The organism is Streptomyces sp. NPDC026515 (genome assembly GCF_055567595.1).
Window position 1 is genome coordinate 100,426 of the sequence record NZ_JBVHQD010000025.1, and the last position, 20,913, is coordinate 121,338.

At 70.8% G+C, this 20,913-nt stretch carries 13 protein-coding genes; 4 read left to right on the forward strand and 9 right to left on the reverse strand.

Translation table 11 applies throughout. From position 1 onward, the window contains the following. Window positions 1–216: 216 nt before the first annotated feature. The 3 genes from ACZ4O3_RS37650 to ACZ4O3_RS37660 all read right to left on the reverse strand — a co-directional run bounded on the left by ACZ4O3_RS37650 (window position 217) and on the right by ACZ4O3_RS37660 (window position 5,572). The gene (locus ACZ4O3_RS37650) at window positions 217–2,082 is read right to left on the reverse strand and encodes an arabinofuranosidase catalytic domain-containing protein (protein ID WP_467726690.1); all 1,866 of its coding nucleotides are present in this window, start codon (window positions 2,080–2,082) and stop codon (window positions 217–219) included. A gap of 506 nt (window positions 2,083–2,588) precedes the next feature. Continuing rightward, complete coding sequence (locus tag ACZ4O3_RS37655) at window positions 2,589–4,109, reverse strand: catalase (protein WP_467726692.1); 1,521 nt, start codon at window positions 4,107–4,109, stop codon at window positions 2,589–2,591. A gap of 329 nt (window positions 4,110–4,438) precedes the next feature. After that, window positions 4,439–5,572: an FAD-dependent oxidoreductase gene (locus ACZ4O3_RS37660; protein ID WP_467726694.1), complete on the reverse strand. Its 1,134-nt coding sequence runs from the start codon at window positions 5,570–5,572 to the stop codon at window positions 4,439–4,441. A gap of 92 nt (window positions 5,573–5,664) precedes the next feature. Between ACZ4O3_RS37660 and ACZ4O3_RS37665 the strand changes: the two genes are divergently transcribed. Then, window positions 5,665–6,363 carry a TetR family transcriptional regulator gene (locus ACZ4O3_RS37665; protein WP_467726696.1) on the forward strand — a complete coding sequence of 233 codons (699 nt, stop codon included), beginning with the start codon at window positions 5,665–5,667 and terminating at the stop codon, window positions 6,361–6,363. A 67-nt stretch (window positions 6,364–6,430) separates the two neighbouring features. On the opposite strand, the gene ACZ4O3_RS37670 is transcribed toward ACZ4O3_RS37665, so the two are convergent. The 3 genes from ACZ4O3_RS37670 to ACZ4O3_RS37680 form a co-directional block, all read right to left on the reverse strand. Next, window positions 6,431–8,404, reverse strand: coding sequence for a phosphocholine-specific phospholipase C (locus tag ACZ4O3_RS37670; RefSeq protein WP_362731225.1), 1,974 nt, complete (start codon window positions 8,402–8,404; stop codon window positions 6,431–6,433). A gap of 27 nt (window positions 8,405–8,431) precedes the next feature. Further along, on the reverse strand, window positions 8,432–10,195 hold the full coding sequence (locus tag ACZ4O3_RS37675) for an endonuclease/exonuclease/phosphatase family protein (RefSeq protein WP_467726698.1): 1,764 nt from the start codon (window positions 10,193–10,195) through the stop codon (window positions 8,432–8,434). Between the two features lie 356 nt (window positions 10,196–10,551). Beyond that, entirely contained in the window at window positions 10,552–11,451 is a 900-nt protein-coding gene (locus tag ACZ4O3_RS37680; protein WP_467726699.1) for a helix-turn-helix transcriptional regulator, read from the reverse strand. A gap of 146 nt (window positions 11,452–11,597) precedes the next feature. Here ACZ4O3_RS37680 and ACZ4O3_RS37685 point away from each other — a divergent pair, with 146 nt between their 5' ends. Next, window positions 11,598–12,038 (forward strand): nuclear transport factor 2 family protein, encoded by a 441-nt coding sequence (locus ACZ4O3_RS37685; RefSeq protein WP_467726701.1) that lies wholly within the window; start codon window positions 11,598–11,600, stop codon window positions 12,036–12,038. 364 nt (window positions 12,039–12,402) lie between these two features. Continuing rightward, window positions 12,403–16,674 (forward strand): discoidin domain-containing protein, encoded by a 4,272-nt coding sequence (locus ACZ4O3_RS37690; protein WP_467726702.1) that lies wholly within the window; start codon window positions 12,403–12,405, stop codon window positions 16,672–16,674. Window positions 16,675–16,740: 66 nt separating this feature from the next. On the opposite strand, the gene ACZ4O3_RS37695 is transcribed toward ACZ4O3_RS37690, so the two are convergent. Both ACZ4O3_RS37695 and ACZ4O3_RS37700 read right to left on the reverse strand, forming a co-directional pair. Beyond that, complete coding sequence (locus ACZ4O3_RS37695) at window positions 16,741–18,357, reverse strand: sodium/solute symporter (RefSeq protein ID WP_362723132.1); 1,617 nt, start codon at window positions 18,355–18,357, stop codon at window positions 16,741–16,743. Further along, the gene (locus ACZ4O3_RS37700) at window positions 18,354–18,911 is read right to left on the reverse strand and encodes a DUF485 domain-containing protein (protein WP_467726705.1); all 558 of its coding nucleotides are present in this window, start codon (window positions 18,909–18,911) and stop codon (window positions 18,354–18,356) included. The genes ACZ4O3_RS37695 and ACZ4O3_RS37700 overlap by 4 nt, the downstream gene beginning before the upstream one ends. A gap of 481 nt (window positions 18,912–19,392) precedes the next feature. Between ACZ4O3_RS37700 and ACZ4O3_RS37705 the strand changes: the two genes are divergently transcribed. Beyond that, complete coding sequence (locus ACZ4O3_RS37705; RefSeq protein ID WP_362723137.1) at window positions 19,393–19,902, forward strand: DUF1203 domain-containing protein; 510 nt, start codon at window positions 19,393–19,395, stop codon at window positions 19,900–19,902. A gap of 32 nt (window positions 19,903–19,934) precedes the next feature. Here the strand turns inward: ACZ4O3_RS37705 and ACZ4O3_RS37710 are convergent, their stop codons facing one another. Beyond that, window positions 19,935–20,597, reverse strand: coding sequence for an aggregation-promoting factor C-terminal-like domain-containing protein (locus ACZ4O3_RS37710; RefSeq protein ID WP_384997411.1), 663 nt, complete (start codon window positions 20,595–20,597; stop codon window positions 19,935–19,937). Window positions 20,598–20,913: the final 316 nt, after the last annotated feature.

Genomic DNA, 20,913 nt, shown 5'->3' on the forward strand with positions numbered 1-20,913 from the left:
CTTGTGTTCTCGGAGCGGCGCCCGCGGGCATCGGGGATCAGCAGTCTCACATCCGGTGACGGCGCCCGCATTCCGTGCGGCGCCGGCCGGTGACCAGGGCGGCGGGAGGCGGTCCGGCCCTGGCAGCGGCCTCTTCCCCCAGTGGCATGGGTGACACCCTGCGACGGGAGTCCGCCATGGCCGGGAAGAGGCCCCTGACCTGCGCCCGCGGTCGGCTCAGCTCAGACTGAACTTCTGCGCACCGGAGCCGTTGCAGTCCCAGATCTGCAGGCGGGTGCCGTTGGCGGTGGCGCCGCTGGGGGAGTCGAGGCAGCGTCCGGACTGGGGGTTGAGGAGGGAGCCGTCGGCCTGCTGGACCCATTTCTGGCCGCCGACGCCGTTGCAGTCCCACAGCTCCAGCCTGGCGCCGTTCGCCATGCCGTTGTTCTCGACGTCCAGGCACCGCCCCAGTGTCTTCAGCGAGTTGTCGGAGCCGTGGTACCAGTGCTGGTCCACCGCGTACGTCTGGCAGTCCCACAGCTGTACGGCGGCCCCGTTGGCGCCGGTGTCGTCGGCGGTGACGTCGACGCACTTACCGCCCGGCCCCTTGACCGGGCCGCCGCCGTTCACCGCGAACTTCTGCGCACCGGAGCCGTTGCAGTCCCAGATCTGCAGGCGGGTGCCGTTGGCGGTGGCGCCGCTGGGGGAGTCGAGGCAGCGTCCGGACTGGGGGTTGAGGAGGGAGCCGTCGGCCTGCTGGACCCATTTCTGGCCGCCGACCCCGTTGCAGTCCCACAGCTCCAGCCTGGCGCCGTTCGCCGTGCCGTTGTTCTCGATGTCCAGGCACCGCCCGAGCGTGGACAGCGAACCGTCCGGGTTGTGCGTCCAGTGCTGGTCCTCGGCGTACGTCTGGCAGTCCCACAGCTGTACGGCGGCCCCGTTGGCGCCGGTGTCGTCGGCGGCCACGTCCACGCACTTGCCGCCGGGGCCGGTGACGGTCCCCTGCGGACCGTTCGGCACGTCCGTCTGTCCGCCGTAGCCGACGGAGACGATGTTCGCCTGGACGGCGTTCTCGGCGGCGTCGGTGGGATAGCCGGAGACCATGACGCCCTCGAAGAAGGTGCCCCGGTTCCAGTTGCTGTTGTCGCCGCCGATGCCCAGGATGATCCCGCCCTCCTGGTGCATGGGCTGGTAGCCGCCGCGGGTGGGCAACGCGCCGTCCCACCAGGTGGTGAGCGCGCCGGCCTGTGAGTTGCCGCCCTTGAGCGCGTACCGGGTCTGTCCGTTGTTCTTCAGGACCGCGGTGACGAAGGTGCTCCTGTTGCCCTGGTTGGCGGTGTTGGAGCCGTTGTCCCCCTGGAACATGCCGTTCTCCAGGTCGGCCTCGACCCAGGGGCCCGTCCCGGTGCACGGGGCGAAATAGCAGGTGGTGGCGATCGACACCGCGTCCATGTGCCCGTTGCCGGTGTCGGCCGGGGTGCTCTCCGCGTTGCCGTAGTCGAAGCAGCAGGCGGAACCGACATGGGTGCCGCTGGCCACCATGTAGGCGCCCTCCGGCCGGCCGTCCACCGCGACCCCGGAGGCGACCCCGGTGTAGCGGTAGCCGACGCCCGGGGAGATCCAGACGCCGTAGACCTTGTGGCCGCCCGCGGTGACGGCGATCTCCGAGGCGTCGGCGCCCCGGTCGTCGCCCATGCCGGCGGTACCGGCCGGACCCGGCTTCAGGTCGTTGTGCCGGCCGCTCTGGTCGTAGATCTTCGTGATCAGGCAGCCCCCGCTGTTCGCGCAGAAGGCGTCCTGGGCGGCCGCGTCGGCGTACCCGCCCGGCGCCAGCAGCCCGATGTCGGCGGTGGCGCCGTCCGAGACACGGGTCACCTGGTACAGCGGGCCGGCGTAGGAGGAGAGCAGTGCGCGGGTGACGCTGTGCGCGGCCACGCACGGGGTGCCGGCCGCGGCGTAGATGTCACAGGGCAGCGAGCCCGCGGCCTGCGACACGGCCGGCACCCCGACCAGCAGCCCGAGAGCGAGCCCGAGGGAGGCCAGCACGGCGAGGGCCCGCGCCCGCCATGTCCGCGGCCCGGTCGCTAAGTTTGGTGAGTTCATGACATTCCAGACGGACAGGGCACCACGCATGGCACGTCCCTTCGAGACCGGAGTGGGGTCGGCACGGCCCGGAACCTACGACCCCTGTTCGGCCGCGTCAATATTTGTTTCCTTTTTGGTTCAGACCAAGTTCGGAAGCGTGGACTGCTGTCGGGGTGTGGGGAATCCCCTTAGGTGGACATTGCGGGAGCACACTTCGCGCATGTCAATCAGACGTTCGAGGGCAGCCGGTTCTCGTGCGGGAAGTTCGCAACCCGTCATGGAATTCGCTCCAGTGAAACATCCGATCAAACATCCCCGGCAGGTCCGCGAGGACCTCATGTGCAGGCTGCGCCGGAAGGAGGGAGCCTTGCGCAGGACCTGCCCCACGCCTCCGTCCGGCCTGCGGTGATCATTCATATCCGTTGGTGCGGTCCGGGTGTTCGCAACGGCGCCACGGGCCAAGCGGATCGCTCGGCCCGTGGCGCGGGTTGGTGTTCCGGGTGGGTCCGTTCCCTCGGACGGGATCAGGCCTTGTGCTGCAGGGAACTCCGGGCGGGGTTGCCCTGTTCGGCGGCCTTGGGGTCCTTCTCGTCGGCCTTGGCCCGTACGCCGTCGGCGATGCGCTTGCCGATCGTCTCGTCGATGTTCGACCAGTACGTGAAGGCACGCTGCAGGACCGGTTCGCTCACGCCGTTGAGGAGGTGCCCGACGACGTTGTCGACCAGGCGGTCCCGGGCGGCGTCGTCCATTACCTCCCGGACCATCGTGCCGGGCTGCCCCCAGTCGTCGTCCTCGGGGTGGGAGACGTAGGCGGCGCGGGTGATCTCACCGTCCGCCGTCCAGGTGGGCGGCGGGCCGAACCGGGCGGGGTCGGCCTTGGGGCCGCCCTTGGAGTTCGGGGCGTACACCGGATCGGACGTCTTCCGGTAGGCCATCGCCCCGTCCTTGGAGTACGTGTGGACGTCGACGACGGGCGCGTTCACCGGAAGCTGCTGGTAGTTGGCGCCGATCCGGTGCCGGTGGGCGTCCGCGTAGGAGAACAGCCGCGCCAGCAGCATGCGGTCCGGGCTGGGCCCGATGCCGGGGACGAAGTTGTTCGGCTGGAAGGCCGCCTGCTCGATCTCGGCGTGGTTGTCGGTCGGATTGCGGTCCAGCGTCATCCGGCCGACCGGGACCAGCGGGTAGTCGCTGTGCGGCCACACCTTGGTGAGGTCGAACGGGTTGAACCGGTAGCCCGCGGCGTCCGCGTACGGCATGAGCTGCACGTACAGGGTCCAGCTCGGGAACTCGCCGTCCCGGATGTGCTCGAAGAGGTCGCGTGTGTGGTAGTCGGTGTCGACGGCTGCCATCTGGTCGGCCTCGTGCTGGGTGAAGAACTCGATCCCCTGGTCGGTCTTGAAGTGGTACTTCACCCAGAACCGCTCACCCTTGGCGTTGATCCACATGTAGGTGTGGGAGGTGTAGCCGTTCATGTGGCGCCAGCTCCGCGGGATGCCCCGGTCACCCATCAGCCAGGTGACCTGGTGGGCGGATTCCGGAGAGAGCGTCCAGAAGTCCCACTGCATGTCGTGGTCGCGCAGGTTGCTGTCCGCCCGGCGCTTCTGGGACCGGATGAAGTGCTGGAACTTCATCGGGTCCTTGATGAAGAACACCGGCGTGTTGTTGCCGACCATGTCGTAGTTGCCCTCGCTGGTGTAGAACTTCACCGCGAAGCCGCGAGGGTCGCGCCAGGTGTCGGGGCTGCCCCGCTCACCGGCGACCGTCGAGAAACGTATGACCAGGTCGGTGCGGGTGCCGGGCTGGAAGAGGCCGGCCATGGTGAAGGCGCTGACGTCCTCGGTCACCTCGAAGTGACCGAACGCGCCGCTCCCCTTGGCGTGCGGTTGGCGCTCGGGAATGCGCTCCCGGTTGAACTGCGCCATCTGCTCGATCAGATAGGCGTCCTGCAGCAGGACCGGTCCTCCGGGCCCCACGGTCAGCGAGTGCTCGTCACTCTCGACGGGGGCACCGGAGTCGGTGGTGGTGAGGGGTGGTATCTCCGTCATGACTCTGCCTTTCTCCGTACAAAGCAGTGACGTGCCGGTCCCCGCGCTGTGCCGGGACCGGCCGTCCCACCCGTGGCCGTGCCCGGGAGGGTGCCGTACGGATGTGCTCGCGTCGTTCGCTTCCGGAGTCTTCGTACTCCTCCTGGGCGGGTGACCCTGCGTGTGCCGGGCAAACACCGTGCGCCCGGCGCCCGAGGATTCGGGACGGCGCGGTACGGCCGGGCTGTCCGGCATCCAGCCTGGTCCCAGCGGGCCGGTGCCGCCACTCGGGGAGCGGACCGAGGGGCCCGACCGGCTGCACGGGCCCCGCCCGTCCACGGGCGGGCGGCTCAGGACACCGGCCGGGCTCCGGCGAACATGGCGATGAGGCCGTGCGGCGCGTCGTCGCCGAACATCAGTTCGTGCAGCTGGGTGGCGTCGGCGGCCTCCTCGGCGCCGCGGGAGAACATGGCCGGTTCGTACGCGGCGAGCGCGGCCCCGGGGTCGCCGGGGTGCGCGGCCAGGGCCCTGCCGAGTTCGGCGCCGTCGTGCATGGCGAGGTTGGCGCCCTCGCCGTTGGGGATCATGAGGTGGGCGGCGTCGCCGAGCAGTGTCACTCCCGGCACCCGCTCCCAGCGGTGCCCGGCGGGCAGGGTGTGCAGGGGGCGCAGGACCGGCGCGGTGTCGCCGTCGGTGATCAGCGCGGTGAGTTCCGGCGCCCAGCCCTCGAACTCCGCCGCGATCCGGGCGGCCGCCCCCGAGGCGTCGGTGAAGTCGATTCCGGCGAACCACTCCTGGGTCCTGCGGAGTGCCACATAGGTGTGCAGGGTCCCGCCGTTCTCCCGGTGGGCCTGGATGCCCTTCCCGGGCGCGAGCGCGAACATGCCGCCGCCGCCGACCGCCTCGGCGGTGGCCGGGTGCCGGGTGTCGGCGTCGAAGAGGCAGGTCTCGACGAACGACGTGCCGGTGTAGGCGGGCACCGCGTCGGACAGCAGCGGCCGGACCCGTGACCACGCGCCGTCCGCGCCGACCAGCAGGTCCGTGGTGACGGAGCCGCCGTCGGTGAAGGTCACCTCGTGGCGCCCGTCGCCGAGGGCCCGGACACCGGCGGCCCTGTGGCCCCAGCGGACGGTGCCGGCGGGGAGCGATTCGAGCAGGATCCGCCGCAGCTCTCCGCGCAGCACCTCGGGGCGGCCGCCGGTGCCGTCGTCGGGTTCGTCGTACAGGACCGTGCCGTCCGGGGCGAGGGCCCGGGTCGCCTCCGCGCCCTCCAGGACGAGAGCGCGGAACTCCTCGGTCAGCCCCGCGGCGGCAAGTGCCGGCTGGCCGTTGTGCTCATGGATGTCGAGCAGCCCGCCCTGGGTCCGTGCCGCCGCGGACGCCTCCGCCTCGTAGACGGTGGCCGGGATTCCGTGCGTGTGCAGGACCCGGGCGAGCGTGAGGCCGCCGAGTCCGGCGCCGATGATCGTGACGTGAGTGCGCATGGCGGCTCTCCTCCGTCGCCCTCTGGTACGCCGTTCCATGATGGAACGATGCTCCATGCTGGAACGGTGCTCCAGATATGTCAAGATGAGCCATGGCAACGCGGACACGCCGGTCACAGCGGCGCACGGAGGCGCTCTCCCGGGAGCGCATCGTCGAGGCGGCCGTCGAACTGCTCGATGCGGCCGGTGCCGGCGGGCTGACCTTCCGGGCGCTCACCGAACGCCTCGCCACCGGCCCCGGAGCGGTCTACTGGCACGTGGCGAACAAGGAGGAGCTGCTGGCCGCCGCCACCGAGGGTGTCGTGGCCTCGGCCCTCGCGGCCGGCCCCGACGACCCCGAGGGATCGCCCGAGGACGGGATCCGTGCCGTCGCGCTGGGACTGTCCGGGGCGATGGAGGAACATCCCTGGCTGGCCACCCAGCTCGCCGTGCAGCTCTCCCGCAGCCCCTGGGGGACGGTGACGGCGCGGATCTTCGAAAGCATCGGCCGCCAGGTCCGCGCGCTCGGCGTGCCCGAGAGCAGCTGGTTCACGGCGACCTCGGCGCTGCTGCACTACATCCTCGGCGCCGCCGGCCAGAACGCCGTGAACGCCGCGGCCCCCGGCCCCGACACGGACCGCGCGGAGTTCCTCGGCGCGGTCGCGACGGCGTGGAAGGAGCTCGACCCCGACGACTACCCGTTCACCCGGGCCGTCGCCGACCAGATGCACGGGCACGACGACCGCGAGCAGTTCCTCGCCGGGATCGACTTCGTCCTGACCGGCATCGCCGCGCTCCACCCGCCGGCCTGAGCCGTTCGGGGAACAGGGCCGGGCCCGGACCGCTCCGCGGGCCGGGCCCGGCCACTTCGCGCGCGGCTCAGACCGCGTGCACGGTCCCCGCGTACCGCTGGGCGAACCGCGTCCCGGTCGCCGCGGTGACGGTGATGTCGTAGCGGCCCTCGTCGGTGTGCCAGGTCAGCCGGGAGTCGCCGCCCGCCTTGACCCACACGGTCTGCTCCGTGCCGGCGAAGTCGTTCGGCGTGACGGTGAACGCCACCTCGGTGCCGCCGCCGTTGCGCAGCTCCAGTTCGATCCTGGCGTCCTGGGGGCGTGTCGTGTGCGTCAGTGCGGCAAGGACGGACGGCACCGCCACGTCGTCCTGGCCGTCGCGCACCACCGTCCCGGCGAAGCGGCGGACGAACCCGTCCGCGCCGTGCACCGAGAAGTCGTAGCGGCCGTCGGTCGCGGCGGCATCCCACACGTAGGTGCGCGAGGAGTGCGGCGGAACCGTGAACGGCACACCGGTGAAGGGCGGTTCGACGTTCGGCAGCACGGTGAAGTGGAAGCCGACGGTGCCGTCGTTGGTGAGCGTGCAGGTGACCTTGCCGGTGGTGCGGTCGACGGTGACATCGGCCCACGGGCGGTACGGCAGCGGACGGTGCGGACGCTGCCCGGGCTCCTGCACGGGCATGGACTGCTGGTCGGGTATCCGCACCGCGGGCAGCGCGCCGGCCGCGTCGGCCTTCGCCATCAGCGCGACGGTGTCCGGCAGTCTCGGGATGCTGTAGTCGGGGCGGGTGAAGTCGAAGCAGCTGGTGAGGTCGCCGCAGACGGTGCGCCGCCAGTCGGAGATGTTGGGCTCGCGCACCCCGGTGACCTGCTCCAGGAACCGCAGCACCGACGTGTGGTCGAAGACCTGCGAGTTGACCCAGCCGCCGCGGGACCACGGCGAGACCGCCCACAGCGGCACCCGGCTGCCCAGCCCGATCGGCTTGCCGTCCGCGAACTCGTCCTTGGTGCCCGGCTCGGGGGACGGCGGGACGACGTGGTCGAAGTACCCGTCGTTCTCGTCGTACATGAGCAGGAAGACGGTGTGCTTCCACACCTCGGGGTTGGCGAACAGCGACTGGAGCGCGGTGTTCACCCAGTGCGCGCCGTAGTCGGGGCTGGCCGCCGGGTGTTCGCAGAACAGGTACGGCGCCACCAGCCAGGAGACGGTGGGCAGGGTGCCGTCCTTGCAGTGCCGGTCGAACGCCGTGAGGTCGAACTTCGTCATCGCGTTGACGTAGCGCGGGTCGTCCTTGGGGAACGCGTGGAACTGCCTGAAGTACGACAGCGCGTTGTCGTCGTAGTCGCCGTACCGGTCGTCGGAGCCGTCGGGGTTGTGGTACACGCGCCAGGTGACGCCGGCCTGCTCCAGGCGTTCGGCGTACGTCGTCCAGTCCGCCACCGGGTTGTCGGTGACCGGGGTGTTGTCGGTCCACGGGCCCGTGGTGCCGTCGACGCCGGGGCCCGCGGTGCCGGTCCACAGGTAGAGGCGGTTGGGGTCGGTGGGGCCGTTGAGCGAACAGTGGTAGCCGTCGCAGAGGGTGAAGGCGTCGGCCAGCGCGTACTGGTAGGGGATGTCCTCGCGGGTGAAGTACCCCATGGTCCGCTCGCCCTTGGCGGACACCCACTTGTCCATGGCGCCGCCGTCGACGGCGGTGTGCCCGGTGTCCCAGTCGTGCGGGAGACCCCCGGCGTTCTGCGCGTTGTACTTGGTGGTGTCCATGCGGAAGGGCAGCAGATAGCCCTCCTTGCGGCCCCGGTCGGGCTGGCGGAACACCGGGTCGCCGTTCGCCAGCACGCTGGCCTGCCGGTCGCCGAAGCCCCGGACGCCGTTCAGGGTGCCGAAGTAGTGGTCGAAGCTGCGGTTCTCCTGCATCAGGATCACCACATGTCTGACGTCGGCGATGCTGCCGCGCGTGTCGCGCCCGGCCGCCTCCGCGGTGCCGGGCAGCCCGGCGGTGGCGGCGACGGCGGCCGTGGCGGCGGTGGTGCCGATGAACGTGCGGCGGCTGATCTCGGTCATGGGATGAATTCCTTCGGGTCGTTCGGGTCAGCCGCGACGGGACAGGGAGAAGGTGACGACGGCGGCCGCGTGGTCGGAGGGCCAGCCGTTCGCGGCGGTGTCCGGCACCGGCCGCGGCCAGCCGGTGACCAGGCTGTGGGCCTCCAGCACCCGCAGCTTGCCCGCGTACTGGATCTGGTCGATCCGGTCCTGCGGTTCCGCACCGCCGTCCTCGCGCCGCGGTCTGACGGGGGACCAGGTGATGCCGGGGGCCCGCACCGGGCTGGAGTGGACCTCGCGGTAGGCATCGGTCAGACCCGCCGCCTCCAGGACCTCGGTGACCGGCCAGCGCACCCGGCCGGCACCCTGGTGCGTGGACGTGGTCCGGTCCGTCCAGTCGTGGTGCGAGGGCGAGGCGAGACCGGCGGCCAGCACGACGGGGGTACGGGACGCGAGGTCCGGCCGCATCGCCGCCACCAGCGCCCTGGCCTGCGCGTAACGTGCCGTCTCCCGCTCCGAGGCCTCGACCTGCGCGGCGGTCCTGCCCGCCAGCAGCGCGTAGGGGCCGTAGCCGGCCTCGTCCAACTGGGCCGCCCACACCCGCACCGCGCGGTCGCCGGGCAGGCGCAGCGTCGCCGCGGCGGCGGGCAGCGCGGCGGTCGGGGCCACGGCGTCGGTGAGCGGATGCCGGCTCACGATGCCGAGCCCACCGGCCTGGTGCGCGTGCCAGCCGAGCGCCGCGGCGAGGTCGGTGGCACCCTTGGCACCGCATTCCTGCAGCGTGACGACGTCCAGGTCCTGGGTGAGAACCAGCCGCACCTGCTTCTCCAGGAACCCCTCGACGTGGCTGCCGCCGTCCCAGAGGTTCAGCGTGGCCACCTTGAGCCGGAGCCGGTCCCGGGAGCCGCGTACCGGCACCTGGACGGTCACGGTGTCACCGCCCACGGCGCTGTCGGTGACGGAGACCACCACCCGGCCGGTCGTGCGCCGTCCGAGGGCGGGGACCCTGCCGCTGACGGTGCCGTCCGCGGTCACCGACAGCCACGCGTCACCGGACGTGCGCCGGAAGGACGGGCTCCCCGCGGCATTGCCCTCCGGTCTGATCCACAGGCCGCCCAGGGACACCGAGAAGGACGTGCCCGCGGTCTGCGCGGCGGTGGTCACGGCGTCCACGGCCGCGTGCGGACGGGGGATCACCGGGCGGACCGCGAAGCTGAACGGCTCGGTCCGGGCGAGGACGTCGTAGCCGTCCTTGGCCAGCAGATAGCCGGTGTACTGCCCGGCGGCGAGACCGGAGGTGTCGAGCGTGATGTCACCGGTGGCGGCGGGGGTGTACGCCCAGCTGAGGGAGGAGCCGTTGCCGGGCCGCCGGCCGCCGTCGTAGACGCCGATCCAGTTCTTCGCGTCGGGCGTGGCGGTCGTCCAGTGGAAGGAGACCTTGTCGCCCTCGTGCGGATCCGGCGTCGTCAGTTCGATCGAGTCGCCGGTGGCCGTCCCGGCGAAGGTGAAGGGCGCCGTCCGGGCGAGGACGTCGTAGCCGTCATCGGCCAGCAGGTAGGCGGTGTACGGCCCGGCGCCGAGCCCGGAGGCGTCGAGGGTGATCTGCCCGGAGGTGCCGGGGACGTACGCCCAGACGAGCGAGCCACCGCCGCTGCCGGGCTGCCGGTCACCGTCGTAGACGCCGATCCAGTTCTTGGGACCGGGCGCGTCGGTGGCCCAGTCGAAGGTCACTCTGTCGCCGCGGTGCGGGGACGTCGGGGAGCCGATGCTGATGCTGCTTCCGGCCTCGGCGACCTGTGAGAGGGGTTGCACGGTGTTGGGTCCTCTCCGCCCCGGACGCCGTCGTGACGACGCCCAGGTGAGCAAAGTTGTCTATATAACTTCGCTCCACAGCAAGCCGGTCCGCGGCGACGGACACGTGAACGAAGGATGGCCGCCGTCCGGGGAGCAGACGGCATTCTCAGATGCCGCGGTGTCCTGCGGATAGCCGATGGCGCGTCAGAATATGACTGTTGACCTGCGAAGTCGACAACTCTTCGGGTCTGGCGCCGAGCCGGACGGCGCGTGGGGCCGGCGCGCCGTGGCGGCCGCCCGAGGAGCCCCGCGACGTCGGCCGCCGGTAGTCGGCTTGGAGCGTGCGCTGTGCACAGCCCGGCTTCCGGGAGAGGTCAGGGCCGCGCGGACGGAGGGCTGCCGGCGGAGTCCGCCGCCCGGTCCTGCCTGGTGCCGGCGCCCCAGCCGGCGAGGAGGGTGAGGGCGTCCTCGGCGGGCGTGTCCCGGCGCGCGCTGTAGACGACCACGCTCAGGCCGCTCTCGTCGGGCAAGGCCATGGTCTCCTGGTCGAGTTCGAGGTCGCCGACCAGGGGATGGACCAGCCGCTTGGTGCTCCGGCGGAACACATGGACGTCGTGCGATCCCCACATGACCCGGAACGGGTCGCTGCGGGTGGACAGTTCACCGATCAGGTGGGACAGCTCGGGGTCGTAGGGGTTCCTGCCCGCCTCGACGCGCAGCGCACCCACCGCGAAGCGCGCCATCAGCTCCCAGTCCTTGTAGAACCGCCTGGCCTCGGAGTTGAGGAACGCGAACCGGGCGACGTTGCCCCGGCAGGCCGGGTCGGCGTACATCGGCGCGTACAGGGCCCGGCCCAACTCGTTGGCGGCCAGGGTGTCGAGCCGGTCGTTCATCACGTACGCCGGCAGCCCCGGCATGCCTTCCAGGATCCGCAGCACGCTCGGACGCACCGTCTGCCGGACCGTCCGCTGCCGTGGCCGGGCGCCGGGGGCCGGTCCGGCGGCGCGGGCGAGGTCGTAGAGGTACGTGCGCTCGGTGTCGTCGAGCCGCAACGCGTGGGCGAGCGCGTCCAGCACACTGTCGGAGACTCCTCTCAGGCTGCCGCGTTCCAGGCGTGTGTAGTACTCGACGCTCACCCCGGCGAGCGCGGCGACCTCGCCCCGGCGCAGTCCGGGCACCCGCCGCCGGCCGTAGACCGGAAGCCCCGCCTGCTCCGGGGTGATCTTCTCGCGGCGTGAGCGGAGGAAGGCGCTGACCGCGTCCCGGTTGTCCATGCGGCCAGCGTAGGCAGGCGCGGTGCGGAATGGGGGTCCCTGCCGGTACCCCTCACGGCAGGGGCTCCTCCGTGACCGCCGGCAGGGGTTGCATGGGGTGTGCCCCGAACCCGTCGGGGCACCGAGAGGACCCGAGGGGATACGCGATGGACAGCGACCGGACCAGGACGGCGACCGAGACCGCCACCGACGTGGTGGGCGGCCTGTACGAGGCGTTGGGCCGGGGCGATGTGGCGGGTGTCCTGGCGCGCCTCGCCCCCGAGGTGGTCGTCGACGAGCCGGCCCCCCTGCCCTACGGCGGTGTGCACCAGGGCCGTGAGGTGTTCGTGCGGTCGGTCCTGGGCGAGATGATGCGCCACGCGGCGGTCGCCATCACGAAGGCCGAGGTCTTCGAGGGGCCGGCCGGCGTCGTCGGAGTGCTCACCGGCACGCTCACCGCGCACACGACCGGTGAGCGGTTCGCGCTGACCATGGTCGAGATCCACGACGTCGAGGACGGGCTGGTGCGGAAGATCGACGTCTACACCAAGAACCCCCACGAGCTGGCCGCCTTCTTCGCCCGTGCGGAACCCGGACCCACCGTGTAGGAATCCGACGCAAGCCGCGCAAGAATTTGCGCGGCTTGCGTTCACTTGCGGTTCGGTGACGCAAGTGTAGGGCGTACGTCTGAGTGGCGGGCCGGGGTGTCCGGTGGTGTGAAGTACGCCTGAATGCATGCCATTTGACCGATCTTTGACCGCCGGTGTCGCCATGTCATGAGCGTTTCTGGTGAAACTTGTGTCGTCCTGCCTGTGGACCGGCTCACAGGACTCTGCAATATTTCGATGAAACAACGCAATATTCTGCGCACGAATCCGTGCGTGCCCCGCACCTTTCTGCCCCACTCCGCCAGGAACGAGCCGCCCTCGCCGCCCCCTCGGTGTGCGAGCCTCCGCAGAAAGCGACCCCCGCATGACTCGACACAAGCCGAGATCCCTCAGACGGCGCGCAGCGACCGCTGTGCTCGCCTCCGCCGTGATGGTTCTGGGCGTGCCCGCCGTCGGCGCGCACGCGGCCGGCGGGCCGAACGCCGCCGCGGACGCCAGGACCAGGGCGGGCAGTGCCCGCGCCGCCCACGCGGCAGCCAATGTCACCGACGGCGACACCGACACCTACTGGCAGGCCGGAAAGAAGTCCGCCCAGTGGATCCAGGCCGACCTCGGCCGGACCGAGCGCGTCCGGCAGGTCGTGCTGCGGCTGCCCGAGAAGTGGCAGACCCGCAAGCAGACCCTGGCCCTCCAGGTCAGCGCCGACGGGACGAGCTTCGCCACCCTCAAGTCGTCGGCGCAGTACGTCTTCAGCCCCGGCAACGACAACACGGTGAAGGTCTCGGTCCCCGCGACCCTCGCCCGCTACGTCCGGGCCGACTTCAGCGCCAACTCGGTCGCCGGGACCGCCCAGCTCGCCGAGATGCAGGTCCTCACGGCAGCCGCCTCGACCCCCAACCTCGCCCAGGGCAAGGCCTTCAGCGAGAGCGGCCACGCCGACGTCTACGGCGCCGCCAACGCCGGTGACGGCAACCGCAACACCTACTGGGAGAGCACGAACAACTCCTTCCCGCAGTGGCTCCAGGTCGACCTCGGCTCGTCGGTCAAGGTCAACCAGGTGACGCTGCGGCTGCCCAGCGGATGGCCGAGCCGCAGCCAGACCCTCAAGATCCAGGGTTCGACCGACAACCAGAACTTCACCGACCTGACGGCCTCCAAGCCGTACACCTTCGACAGTTCGAACGACCAGTCGGCGACCATCACCTTCGACACGACCACCACCCGGTACGTGCGCGCGCTGTTCACCGCCAACAGCGGCTGGCCCGCGGGGCAGGCGTCCGAGCTGGAGGTCTACGGACCGGCGACCGGCGACACCCAGGCGCCCACCGCCCCGGCCGACCTGGCCTACACCGAGCCCGCCACCGGCCAGATCAAACTGACCTGGAGCGCGGCCACCGACGACACCGCCGTCACCGGATACGACGTCTACGCCAACGGCCAGTTGCGGTCGAGCGTCGCCGGGAACGTCCTGACCTACACGGACACCCAGCCGGCCGGCAGCGACATCACCTACTTCGTGCGGGCCAAGGACGCGGCGGGCAACGTCTCCGCCAACAGCAACAGCGTCACCCGCAAGGGCGCGAGCGGCGACACCCAGGCCCCCACGGCGCCGGGCAGCCTCGCCTACACCCAGTCCGGCAGTGACGTGAAGCTCACCTGGCAGGCGTCCAGCGACAACGTCCAGGTCACCGGCTACGACGTCTATGCCAACGACCAACTCGTCAAGTCCGTGGCGGGCAACGTCACGACGTACACCGACACCCCGTCGGCGACGGCCACGGTCACCTACTACGTGAAGGCGAAGGACGCCGCCGGCAACGTGTCGGTGGCGAGCAACAGCGTCACCCGGCCCGGCTCCGGGGCCGGCTCCGACCTCGCCCAGGGCAAGCCCGTCGAGGCCTCCTCGTACACCTTCACCTACGTCGCCGCCAACGCCAACGACGGCCAGGTCGGTACCTACTGGGAGAGCGCGGGCGGTGCCTATCCGGCCACCCTCACCACCAAGCTGGGCGCCAACGCCGACCTCGGCCAGGTCGTCGTCAGGCTCAACCCGGACGCGGCCTGGTCCACCCGCACCCAGAACATCCAGGTGCTCGGCCGTGACCAGGACGCCACGGCCTTCACCAGCCTCGCCGCGGCGAAGGACTACACGTTCAACCCGGCGACCGGCAACACGGTGACCATCCCGGTCTCCGGCGCCGCCGCCGACATCCAGCTCAAGTTCACCTCCAACACCGGCGCCCCGGGCGCGCAGGTGGCCGAGGTACAGGTCATCGGCACCCCGGCCGCCAACCCGGACCTCAAGGTCACCGGGATCACCAACTCGCCGTCCGCCCCGGCCGAGTCGGACGCCATCAGCCTGACGGCGACCGTCACCAACAGCGGCAGCAAGGCGTCCAAGGCCACCGACCTGAACTTCACGCTCGGCGGCACCAAGGCCGCCACCGCGGACGTGCCCGCTCTCGCGGCCGGCGCGTCGGCGGCGGTCACCGCGAGCATCGGCAGCCGGGACGCGGGCAGTTACCCGCTGGGCGCCGAGGTGGACCCGTCGAACAAGGTCATCGAGCAGAACGAGGCGAACAACGTCTTCTCCCGCTCGGACTCCCTGGTCGTCAAGCCGGTCTCCAGCTCGGACCTCGTGGCGGCGCCGGTCGCCTGGACGCCGTCCAGCGCCTCGGCGGGCGACGCGGTCGCCTTCACCGTGGCCCTCAAGAACCAGGGGACCGTGGCCTCGGCCTCCGGGGCCCACGGGGTCACCCTGACCGTCCAGGACGCGAACGGCGCCACGGTCAAGACGCTCAGCGGTTCCTACAACGGTGCGATCGCCTCCGGTCAGACGACCGCACCGGTCTCGCTCGGCTCGTGGACGGCCGTCAACGGCAAGTACACCGTCAAGACGGTCATCGCCGACGACGCCAACGAACTGCCGGTCAAGCGCACCAACAACACCACCACGCAGCCTCTGTTCGTCGGCCGCGGCGCGGACATGCCGTACGACATGTACGAGGCCGAGGACGGCACGGTCGGCGGCGGCGCCACGGTCGTCGGTCCGAACCGCACCATCGGCGACATCGCCGGCGAGGCGAGCGGCCGCAAGGCGGTCACGCTGAACAGCACCGGCCAGTACGTCGAGTGGACCACCCGCGCGGCGACCAACACCCTGGTCACCCGCTTCTCCGTCCCGGACGGCACCAACACCACCCTGAACGTCTACGTCGACGGCCAGTTCCTCAAGGCCATCGACCTCACCTCGAAGTACGCATGGCTCTACGGCAACGAGACCGCGCCCGGCAACTCGCCCGGCTCCGGTGCCCAGCGCCACATCTACGACGAGGCCAACCTGCTGCTCGGCAAGACCGTGCCGGCCGGCTCCAAGATCCGCCTCCAGAAGGACGCGGCCAACACCTCCACCTACGCCATCGACTTCATCAACCTCGAACAGGCCACGCAGATCCCGAACCCGGACCCGGCCGCCTACACGGTCCCGGCCGGCTTCACGCACCAGGACGTCCAGAACGCCCTCGACAAGGTGCGCATGGACACCACCGGCAAGCTCGTCGGCGTCTACCTGCCCGCCGGCGACTACGAGACCTCCAGCAAGTTCCAGGTCTACGGCAAGGCGGTCAAGGTCGTCGGGGCCGGGCCCTGGTTCACCCGCTTCCGCGCCCCCTCCTCGCAGGAGAACACGGACGTGGGCTTCCGGGCCGAGGCCACCGCGAACGGTTCGACCTTCTCCGGCTTCGCCTACTTCGGCAACTACACGTCCCGGATCGACGGCCCGGGCAAGGTGTTCGACTTCTCCAACGTCTCGAACATCACCATCGACAACATCTGGGCCGAGCACATGGTGTGCCTCTACTGGGGTGCCAACACCGACAACATGACCATCTCGAACACCCGCATCCGTGACACGTTCGCCGACGGCATCAACATGACGAACGGCTCCACGGACAACCACGTGGTCAACAACGACGCCCGTGCCACGGGCGACGACAGCTTCGCGCTCTTCTCGGCCATCGACGCCGGCGGAGCCGACGAGAAGAACAACCTCTACGAGAACCTGACGTCCACGCTCACCTGGCGGGCCGCGGGCATCGCCGTGTACGGCGGCTACGACAACACCTTCCGCAACATCCGGGTCGCCGACACCCTCGTCTACTCCGGCATCACGATCTCCTCGCTGGACTTCGGTTACCCGATGAACGGCTTCGGCACCGATCCGACGACGATCGAGAACGTCTCCCTGGACCGGACGGGCGGCCACTTCTGGGGCTCCCAGGTCTTCCCCGCCATCTGGGCGTTCTCCGCCTCGAAGGTCTTCCAGGGCATCAGGGTCAACGACGTCGACATCGACGACTCCACCTACGGAGGCGTGATGTTCCAGACCAACTACGTCGGCGGCCAGCCGCAGTTCCCGGTGAAGGACACCGTCTTCACCGACATCTCCATCACCAACTCCAAGAAGAGTGGTGACGCCTTCGACGCCAAGTCCGGCTTCGGGATCTGGGCCAACGAACTGCCCGAGCCCGGCCAGGGCCCGGCGGTCGGCGAGGCCACCTTCCGCAACCTGCGGATGAGCGGCAACGCGCAGGACGTCAAGAACACGACCAGCACCTTCAAGATCAACATCCAGTAGGTTCCGAAGAGCGGTGAAAGGAAGGGGCGTCCCCGGCGGGGACGCCCCTTTCCGCCGTGTCCGGTGCTACCTGGGCGAGTGGTGCGGGGGCGGGCCGGTGAGGAGGTGGTGTTCGTGGGATTCGTACCGGTTGCGTTCTCGGGTGGTGGCCCGTCGCCCGGACAGGACGGTGGTGAGCCAGCCGGCCAGGAAACCCGCCGGTACGGAGACGAGCGCGGTCGTGTTGTAGGGGAACCAGGCGAAGTCCGCCTCCGGGAAGGCGGACAGCGGTGTCCCCGAGACCAGGGTGGTGCCGGGGGCCAGGACGAGGACGCTCAGGGACCCCACGACGAGGGTGGCCAGGAGCGCGGCGCGCGTGTAGCGGCGCCAGAAGAGGGTGTAGAGGAGCGCGGGGGCGATGGCCGAGGCGCCGAGGGTGAAGGAGACGGTCGCCAGCGGCTGAAGGCTGCGGTGCTGGGCGAGGACGGCCAGCAGGATGGTGGGGATGCCCACCGCCAGGGCGCTGAACCGGGCGAGGGCCAGTTCCCGGGCCGGCGCCGGGGGACGGGCGCGGGACGCGGTCAGGTCGTGGGCGAGGGTGTTGGCGCAGGCGAGCGTCATGCTGGCGACGGAGGCGAGGAGGGTGAGGAAGACGGCGGTGGTGACGGTGGCGAAGAGCAGGCTCTCCGGCCGCGACAGACTGGTTCCGAACGCGGCGCGTGCGCCCAGGAGATAGGCGGTCGTGCCGTGCGCGTCGGCCGCGGCGACACGTTCGTGACCGACGAGTGCGGTCGCGCCCATGCAGATCAGTGTGAGCATCAGGATGAACAGGGTCACCGAGGAGACCGCCCAGGACATCGCGCGGCGGACCTGACGCGGGGTGCCGGCGGTGTACATCCGCATGGTGACATGGGGCAGGCTGGCACCGCCGAGCACGATCGCGCACTGGGTGCTGGCCATGTCCAGCGCGGGATGCGGGCTGCTGGAGTACTGCAGGCCCCACTTCAGATAGGCGGGCCCCGCTCCGCTCTGCCCGGCCGCCGCGTGGAACAGCGCCTGGGGCTGCCAGTCGAACAGGCGCAGGATCAGGACGCTCACCACCAGTCCGGAGCCGAGCAGCACCACGGTCTTGATGATCTGGACCAGTGCGGTACCCGGCATCCCGCCCAGCGCCGCATAAGTGATCATGAGGACGCCGGCCCCGGCCACGCACCCGTTCTTCATGCCGGGATCGGTGAAACCGAGAACGTACGCGAGGAGTTCACCGACACCGGCGAGCTGTACGACCATCATCGGGACGAGCGCGGCAAGGGTGACCAGGCAGGCCGTCACGCGTACCGACCGGGCCGGGTGACGCTGGGCCAGCGCGTCGCCCATGGTGTAGCGGCCGGTGTTGTGGAGGGGTTCGGCCAGCAGGAACATCAGCAACAACAGGGACAGCAGGGCGCTCAGGGCCAGGACGATGCCGTCGTAGCCGCACAGGGCGATGATCCCCCCGATGGTGAGGACGGTGGCGGCGGAGATGTAGTCGCCGGCGACGGCGAGTCCGTTGCGTATCGGTGAGAGGGACCGGTAGCCGGTGTAGAACTCGGCGAGGTCGTCCGCCTCGGGGCCGGTGAGCACGCACAGCAGCAGGGTGAGGGCGACGACCGTGCAGAACGCGATGAGCGACCAGGACTGGGCGGAGCCGCTGAACTCGGTCATGGCGCCTGCTCCCGGTCCGCGACGGCCACCCGCATCTGGCGGCGGGCGTGGCGCGCCAGGGGATCCACGAAGCGGTGCGCGGCGGCCTCGTAGAGGAAGACCGCGAGCCAGGTGACGGGGATCTGGACGAGGGCCAGGACCAGCCCGGTGGGCAGGCCGCCGGGGCCGGGGCGGGCCATCAGGGACGGCGCCTTGACGGTCAGGGTGAGGAAGGCGGCGAAGTAGCCGAGCGCGGTGAAGGTCGCCACCCGCCGTTGCCAGCGGTAGGCGCGCCGCAGCAGGCGCAGGGTGCGGTGGGCGCCGGAGTGCGGGTCCGGCGGACTCACGCCGGAGAGCTCCTCCTGACCGGTCGACCAGGAAGGCGAAGGCCGGTCGTACGACGGTCGGTCGTGCGCGGAGGGGTCGTGCGGGGAGGGGCCGTGCGGGGCGAGGCCGTACGCGGAAGGTTCGTACGCGGAGGGGCGGGACGCAAAACCTTCGGGCGGGAAGTGGCTGTCGAGGAACTGGTCGTACGGGGGCCGGTCCGAGGGTAACTCGGGTGAATCATGGGACATTTCGGCAACTCCTCGTAGGGGACCCGGCCCCGTGTGGGGGGACCGTGAGCGGGGAGAGCGGTTCGGGTGACCGCACGCCGTGCGGCCCGAAGATCGTGCGAAGCTGATGGCGCCGGTCGTCCGGGACGACGTCTCGTACGTCGCGATCGTGTGAGCAGGGCGCCATGGTCTCCGGCGGGAGGCGTGATCCGCCAGAGGCGCGCTCGTAGTCGGCGGGGGTGGTCCGTGGTGTGCGGAGCTGACCGTGGAATCTCTGCCCAGGAGTGAGGAAGCATTAACGGAGCGCGAGGTGGCGCGAAAGCTTCGACGAGTGCGCCGTCGCACATCTCACGAGCCCCAGCACACGCACCGGTTCGCCCCCGGTTTGCCGCCCGCCTGCCGGGGCGGCGCCCAGGGCTCCTTCGACCCATGATCCGCGGACGCGCGGGACGGCGTCCGGATTCCGCCAGCGCCTCGGGACGTGCCGCTCCACGCTGGACTCATGACTCCCGCCTTCGTCTTTCCTCCCCTGCCCATACCGTCCGCGTCCCTCGCCGAACTCCGCGTCCGCGACGATGCCGGCAACGCGCCACGTCCGTACACGGACGACGAAGGCGGCGCGCCCCTGCGCTGCTGCCTGCGGTCGAGCACCAAGGGCGAGAGGATCGCCCTGGTCTGCTACGCCCCGCTGCGGCGGTGGGCGGCGGAGACGGACGCCGACCCCGGGGCGTACGACGAACAGGGGCCTGTCTTCGTCCACGCCGAGGACTGCGGCGGCCCGGCCGGCGAGAACCCCGGCTACCCATGGGCACGCCCCGGCGCCCTGCGCGTCCTGCGCCGCTACGACCACCGGGGCCACATCACGGGCGGCCGCATGCTGGAACTCCCCGACGATCCCCGCGCGGCGTTCGAGGACGCCCTGGCCGAGGCCTTCACCGATCCGGAGACCGCCCAGGTCCACGTACGCGCCGTCGAATACGGCTGCTACCACTTCCGGGTGAACCGCCCCTGAACCCGCTGGTCCCCGGTGAGGGGTGCGGGCCGTCAGTAGGCGTGGTGGACCTGCCAGAAGGCCCAGGCCTGGCAGGGGCTGCCGTACGTGGTGTTCATGTAGTTGAGGCCCCACTTGATCTGGGTGGCCGGGTTCGTCTGCCAGTCGGCGGCGACGGTGGCCATCTTGGAGCCCGGCAGCGCCTGGACGAGTCCGTAGGCGCCGGAGGAGGGGTTGACGGCCAGGTAGTTCCAGGTCGACTCGTGGTCCACGATGTTGCTGAAGCACTGGAACTGACCGCTGCCCACGATCTCCGCGGCCATCGCCTTGAGCTGCGCCACGGTGTACGAACTCTGCACGGCGAAGCCGGCCGTGGGATCGCCGGCGGCGGCCTTGGCCGCTGCGCGCTCCTCGGCCGCGGCCTTCTTGGCCTGCGCGGCCTTGGCCGCCGCCGCCCGGGCGGCCCGCTCGGCGCCCTTCCGGGCGCTCGCGTCCGCCTGGACGGCCACGGCGTCGGCCTGCCGTGTCAGGGACACGGTCTGCACCTGTGCCTGCTGTCCTGCGGGCAGGTCCGCGAGGAGGGTGGCGTCGGCCGTCGCCGCCTGGGCGTCGTTGCTCTGTGCGCTGCTGCCCGAGGCAACCCCGACGACGCTTCCCACCGCGGTGACCGCGGTGGCCGAGGCGACCGCGATTCCCCTCAACGGCATGGGGCTCATGCGCATCGCATCCTCTTCGCCGGTGTCACGGTGTGCGGTGCCCGACGACGCAGTGATCTCGCTTGCCGGTGTGGGCGGTTGGAACACTCTTGCGCGCGGACCCGGCCGGCGCAATCCCGGAAGAAGTGCGGATCCTCACACTCGCCGCAAGGCCTGGTCGAGCGGGTGGGGTTGACGTCGGCCGCCGGCCGGCCGGGCCACGTCCTCGTTCAACGGCCGTGCGGGGCCGGCGTCTCGCCGAAGCGGGCGCCGGGAGCGGGGCGCGCAGGCTACCGTCGTCGAAGGACCACGACCGGTTCAGCACGAGCCCCGCGCT

Bases quoted from the DNA above. Each gene is read 5' to 3' on its own strand.
- ACZ4O3_RS37650 (WP_467726690.1), bottom strand. From the start codon at position 2,082: ATGAACTCACCAAACTTAGCGACCGGGCCGCGGACATGGCGGGCGCGG.
- ACZ4O3_RS37655 (WP_467726692.1), bottom strand. From the start codon at position 4,109: ATGACGGAGATACCACCCCTCACCACCACCGACTCCGGTGCCCCCGTC.
- ACZ4O3_RS37660 (WP_467726694.1), bottom strand. From the start codon at position 5,572: ATGCGCACTCACGTCACGATCATCGGCGCCGGACTCGGCGGCCTCACG.
- ACZ4O3_RS37665 (WP_467726696.1), top strand. From the start codon at position 5,665: ATGGCAACGCGGACACGCCGGTCACAGCGGCGCACGGAGGCGCTCTCC.
- ACZ4O3_RS37670 (WP_362731225.1), bottom strand. From the start codon at position 8,404: ATGACCGAGATCAGCCGCCGCACGTTCATCGGCACCACCGCCGCCACG.
- ACZ4O3_RS37680 (WP_467726699.1), bottom strand. From the start codon at position 11,451: ATGGACAACCGGGACGCGGTCAGCGCCTTCCTCCGCTCACGCCGCGAG.
- ACZ4O3_RS37685 (WP_467726701.1), top strand. From the start codon at position 11,598: ATGGACAGCGACCGGACCAGGACGGCGACCGAGACCGCCACCGACGTG.
- ACZ4O3_RS37690 (WP_467726702.1), top strand. From the start codon at position 12,403: ATGACTCGACACAAGCCGAGATCCCTCAGACGGCGCGCAGCGACCGCT.
- ACZ4O3_RS37695 (WP_362723132.1), bottom strand. From the start codon at position 18,357: ATGACCGAGTTCAGCGGCTCCGCCCAGTCCTGGTCGCTCATCGCGTTC.
- ACZ4O3_RS37700 (WP_467726705.1), bottom strand. From the start codon at position 18,911: ATGTCCCATGATTCACCCGAGTTACCCTCGGACCGGCCCCCGTACGAC.
- ACZ4O3_RS37705 (WP_362723137.1), top strand. From the start codon at position 19,393: ATGACTCCCGCCTTCGTCTTTCCTCCCCTGCCCATACCGTCCGCGTCC.
- ACZ4O3_RS37710 (WP_384997411.1), bottom strand. From the start codon at position 20,597: ATGAGCCCCATGCCGTTGAGGGGAATCGCGGTCGCCTCGGCCACCGCG.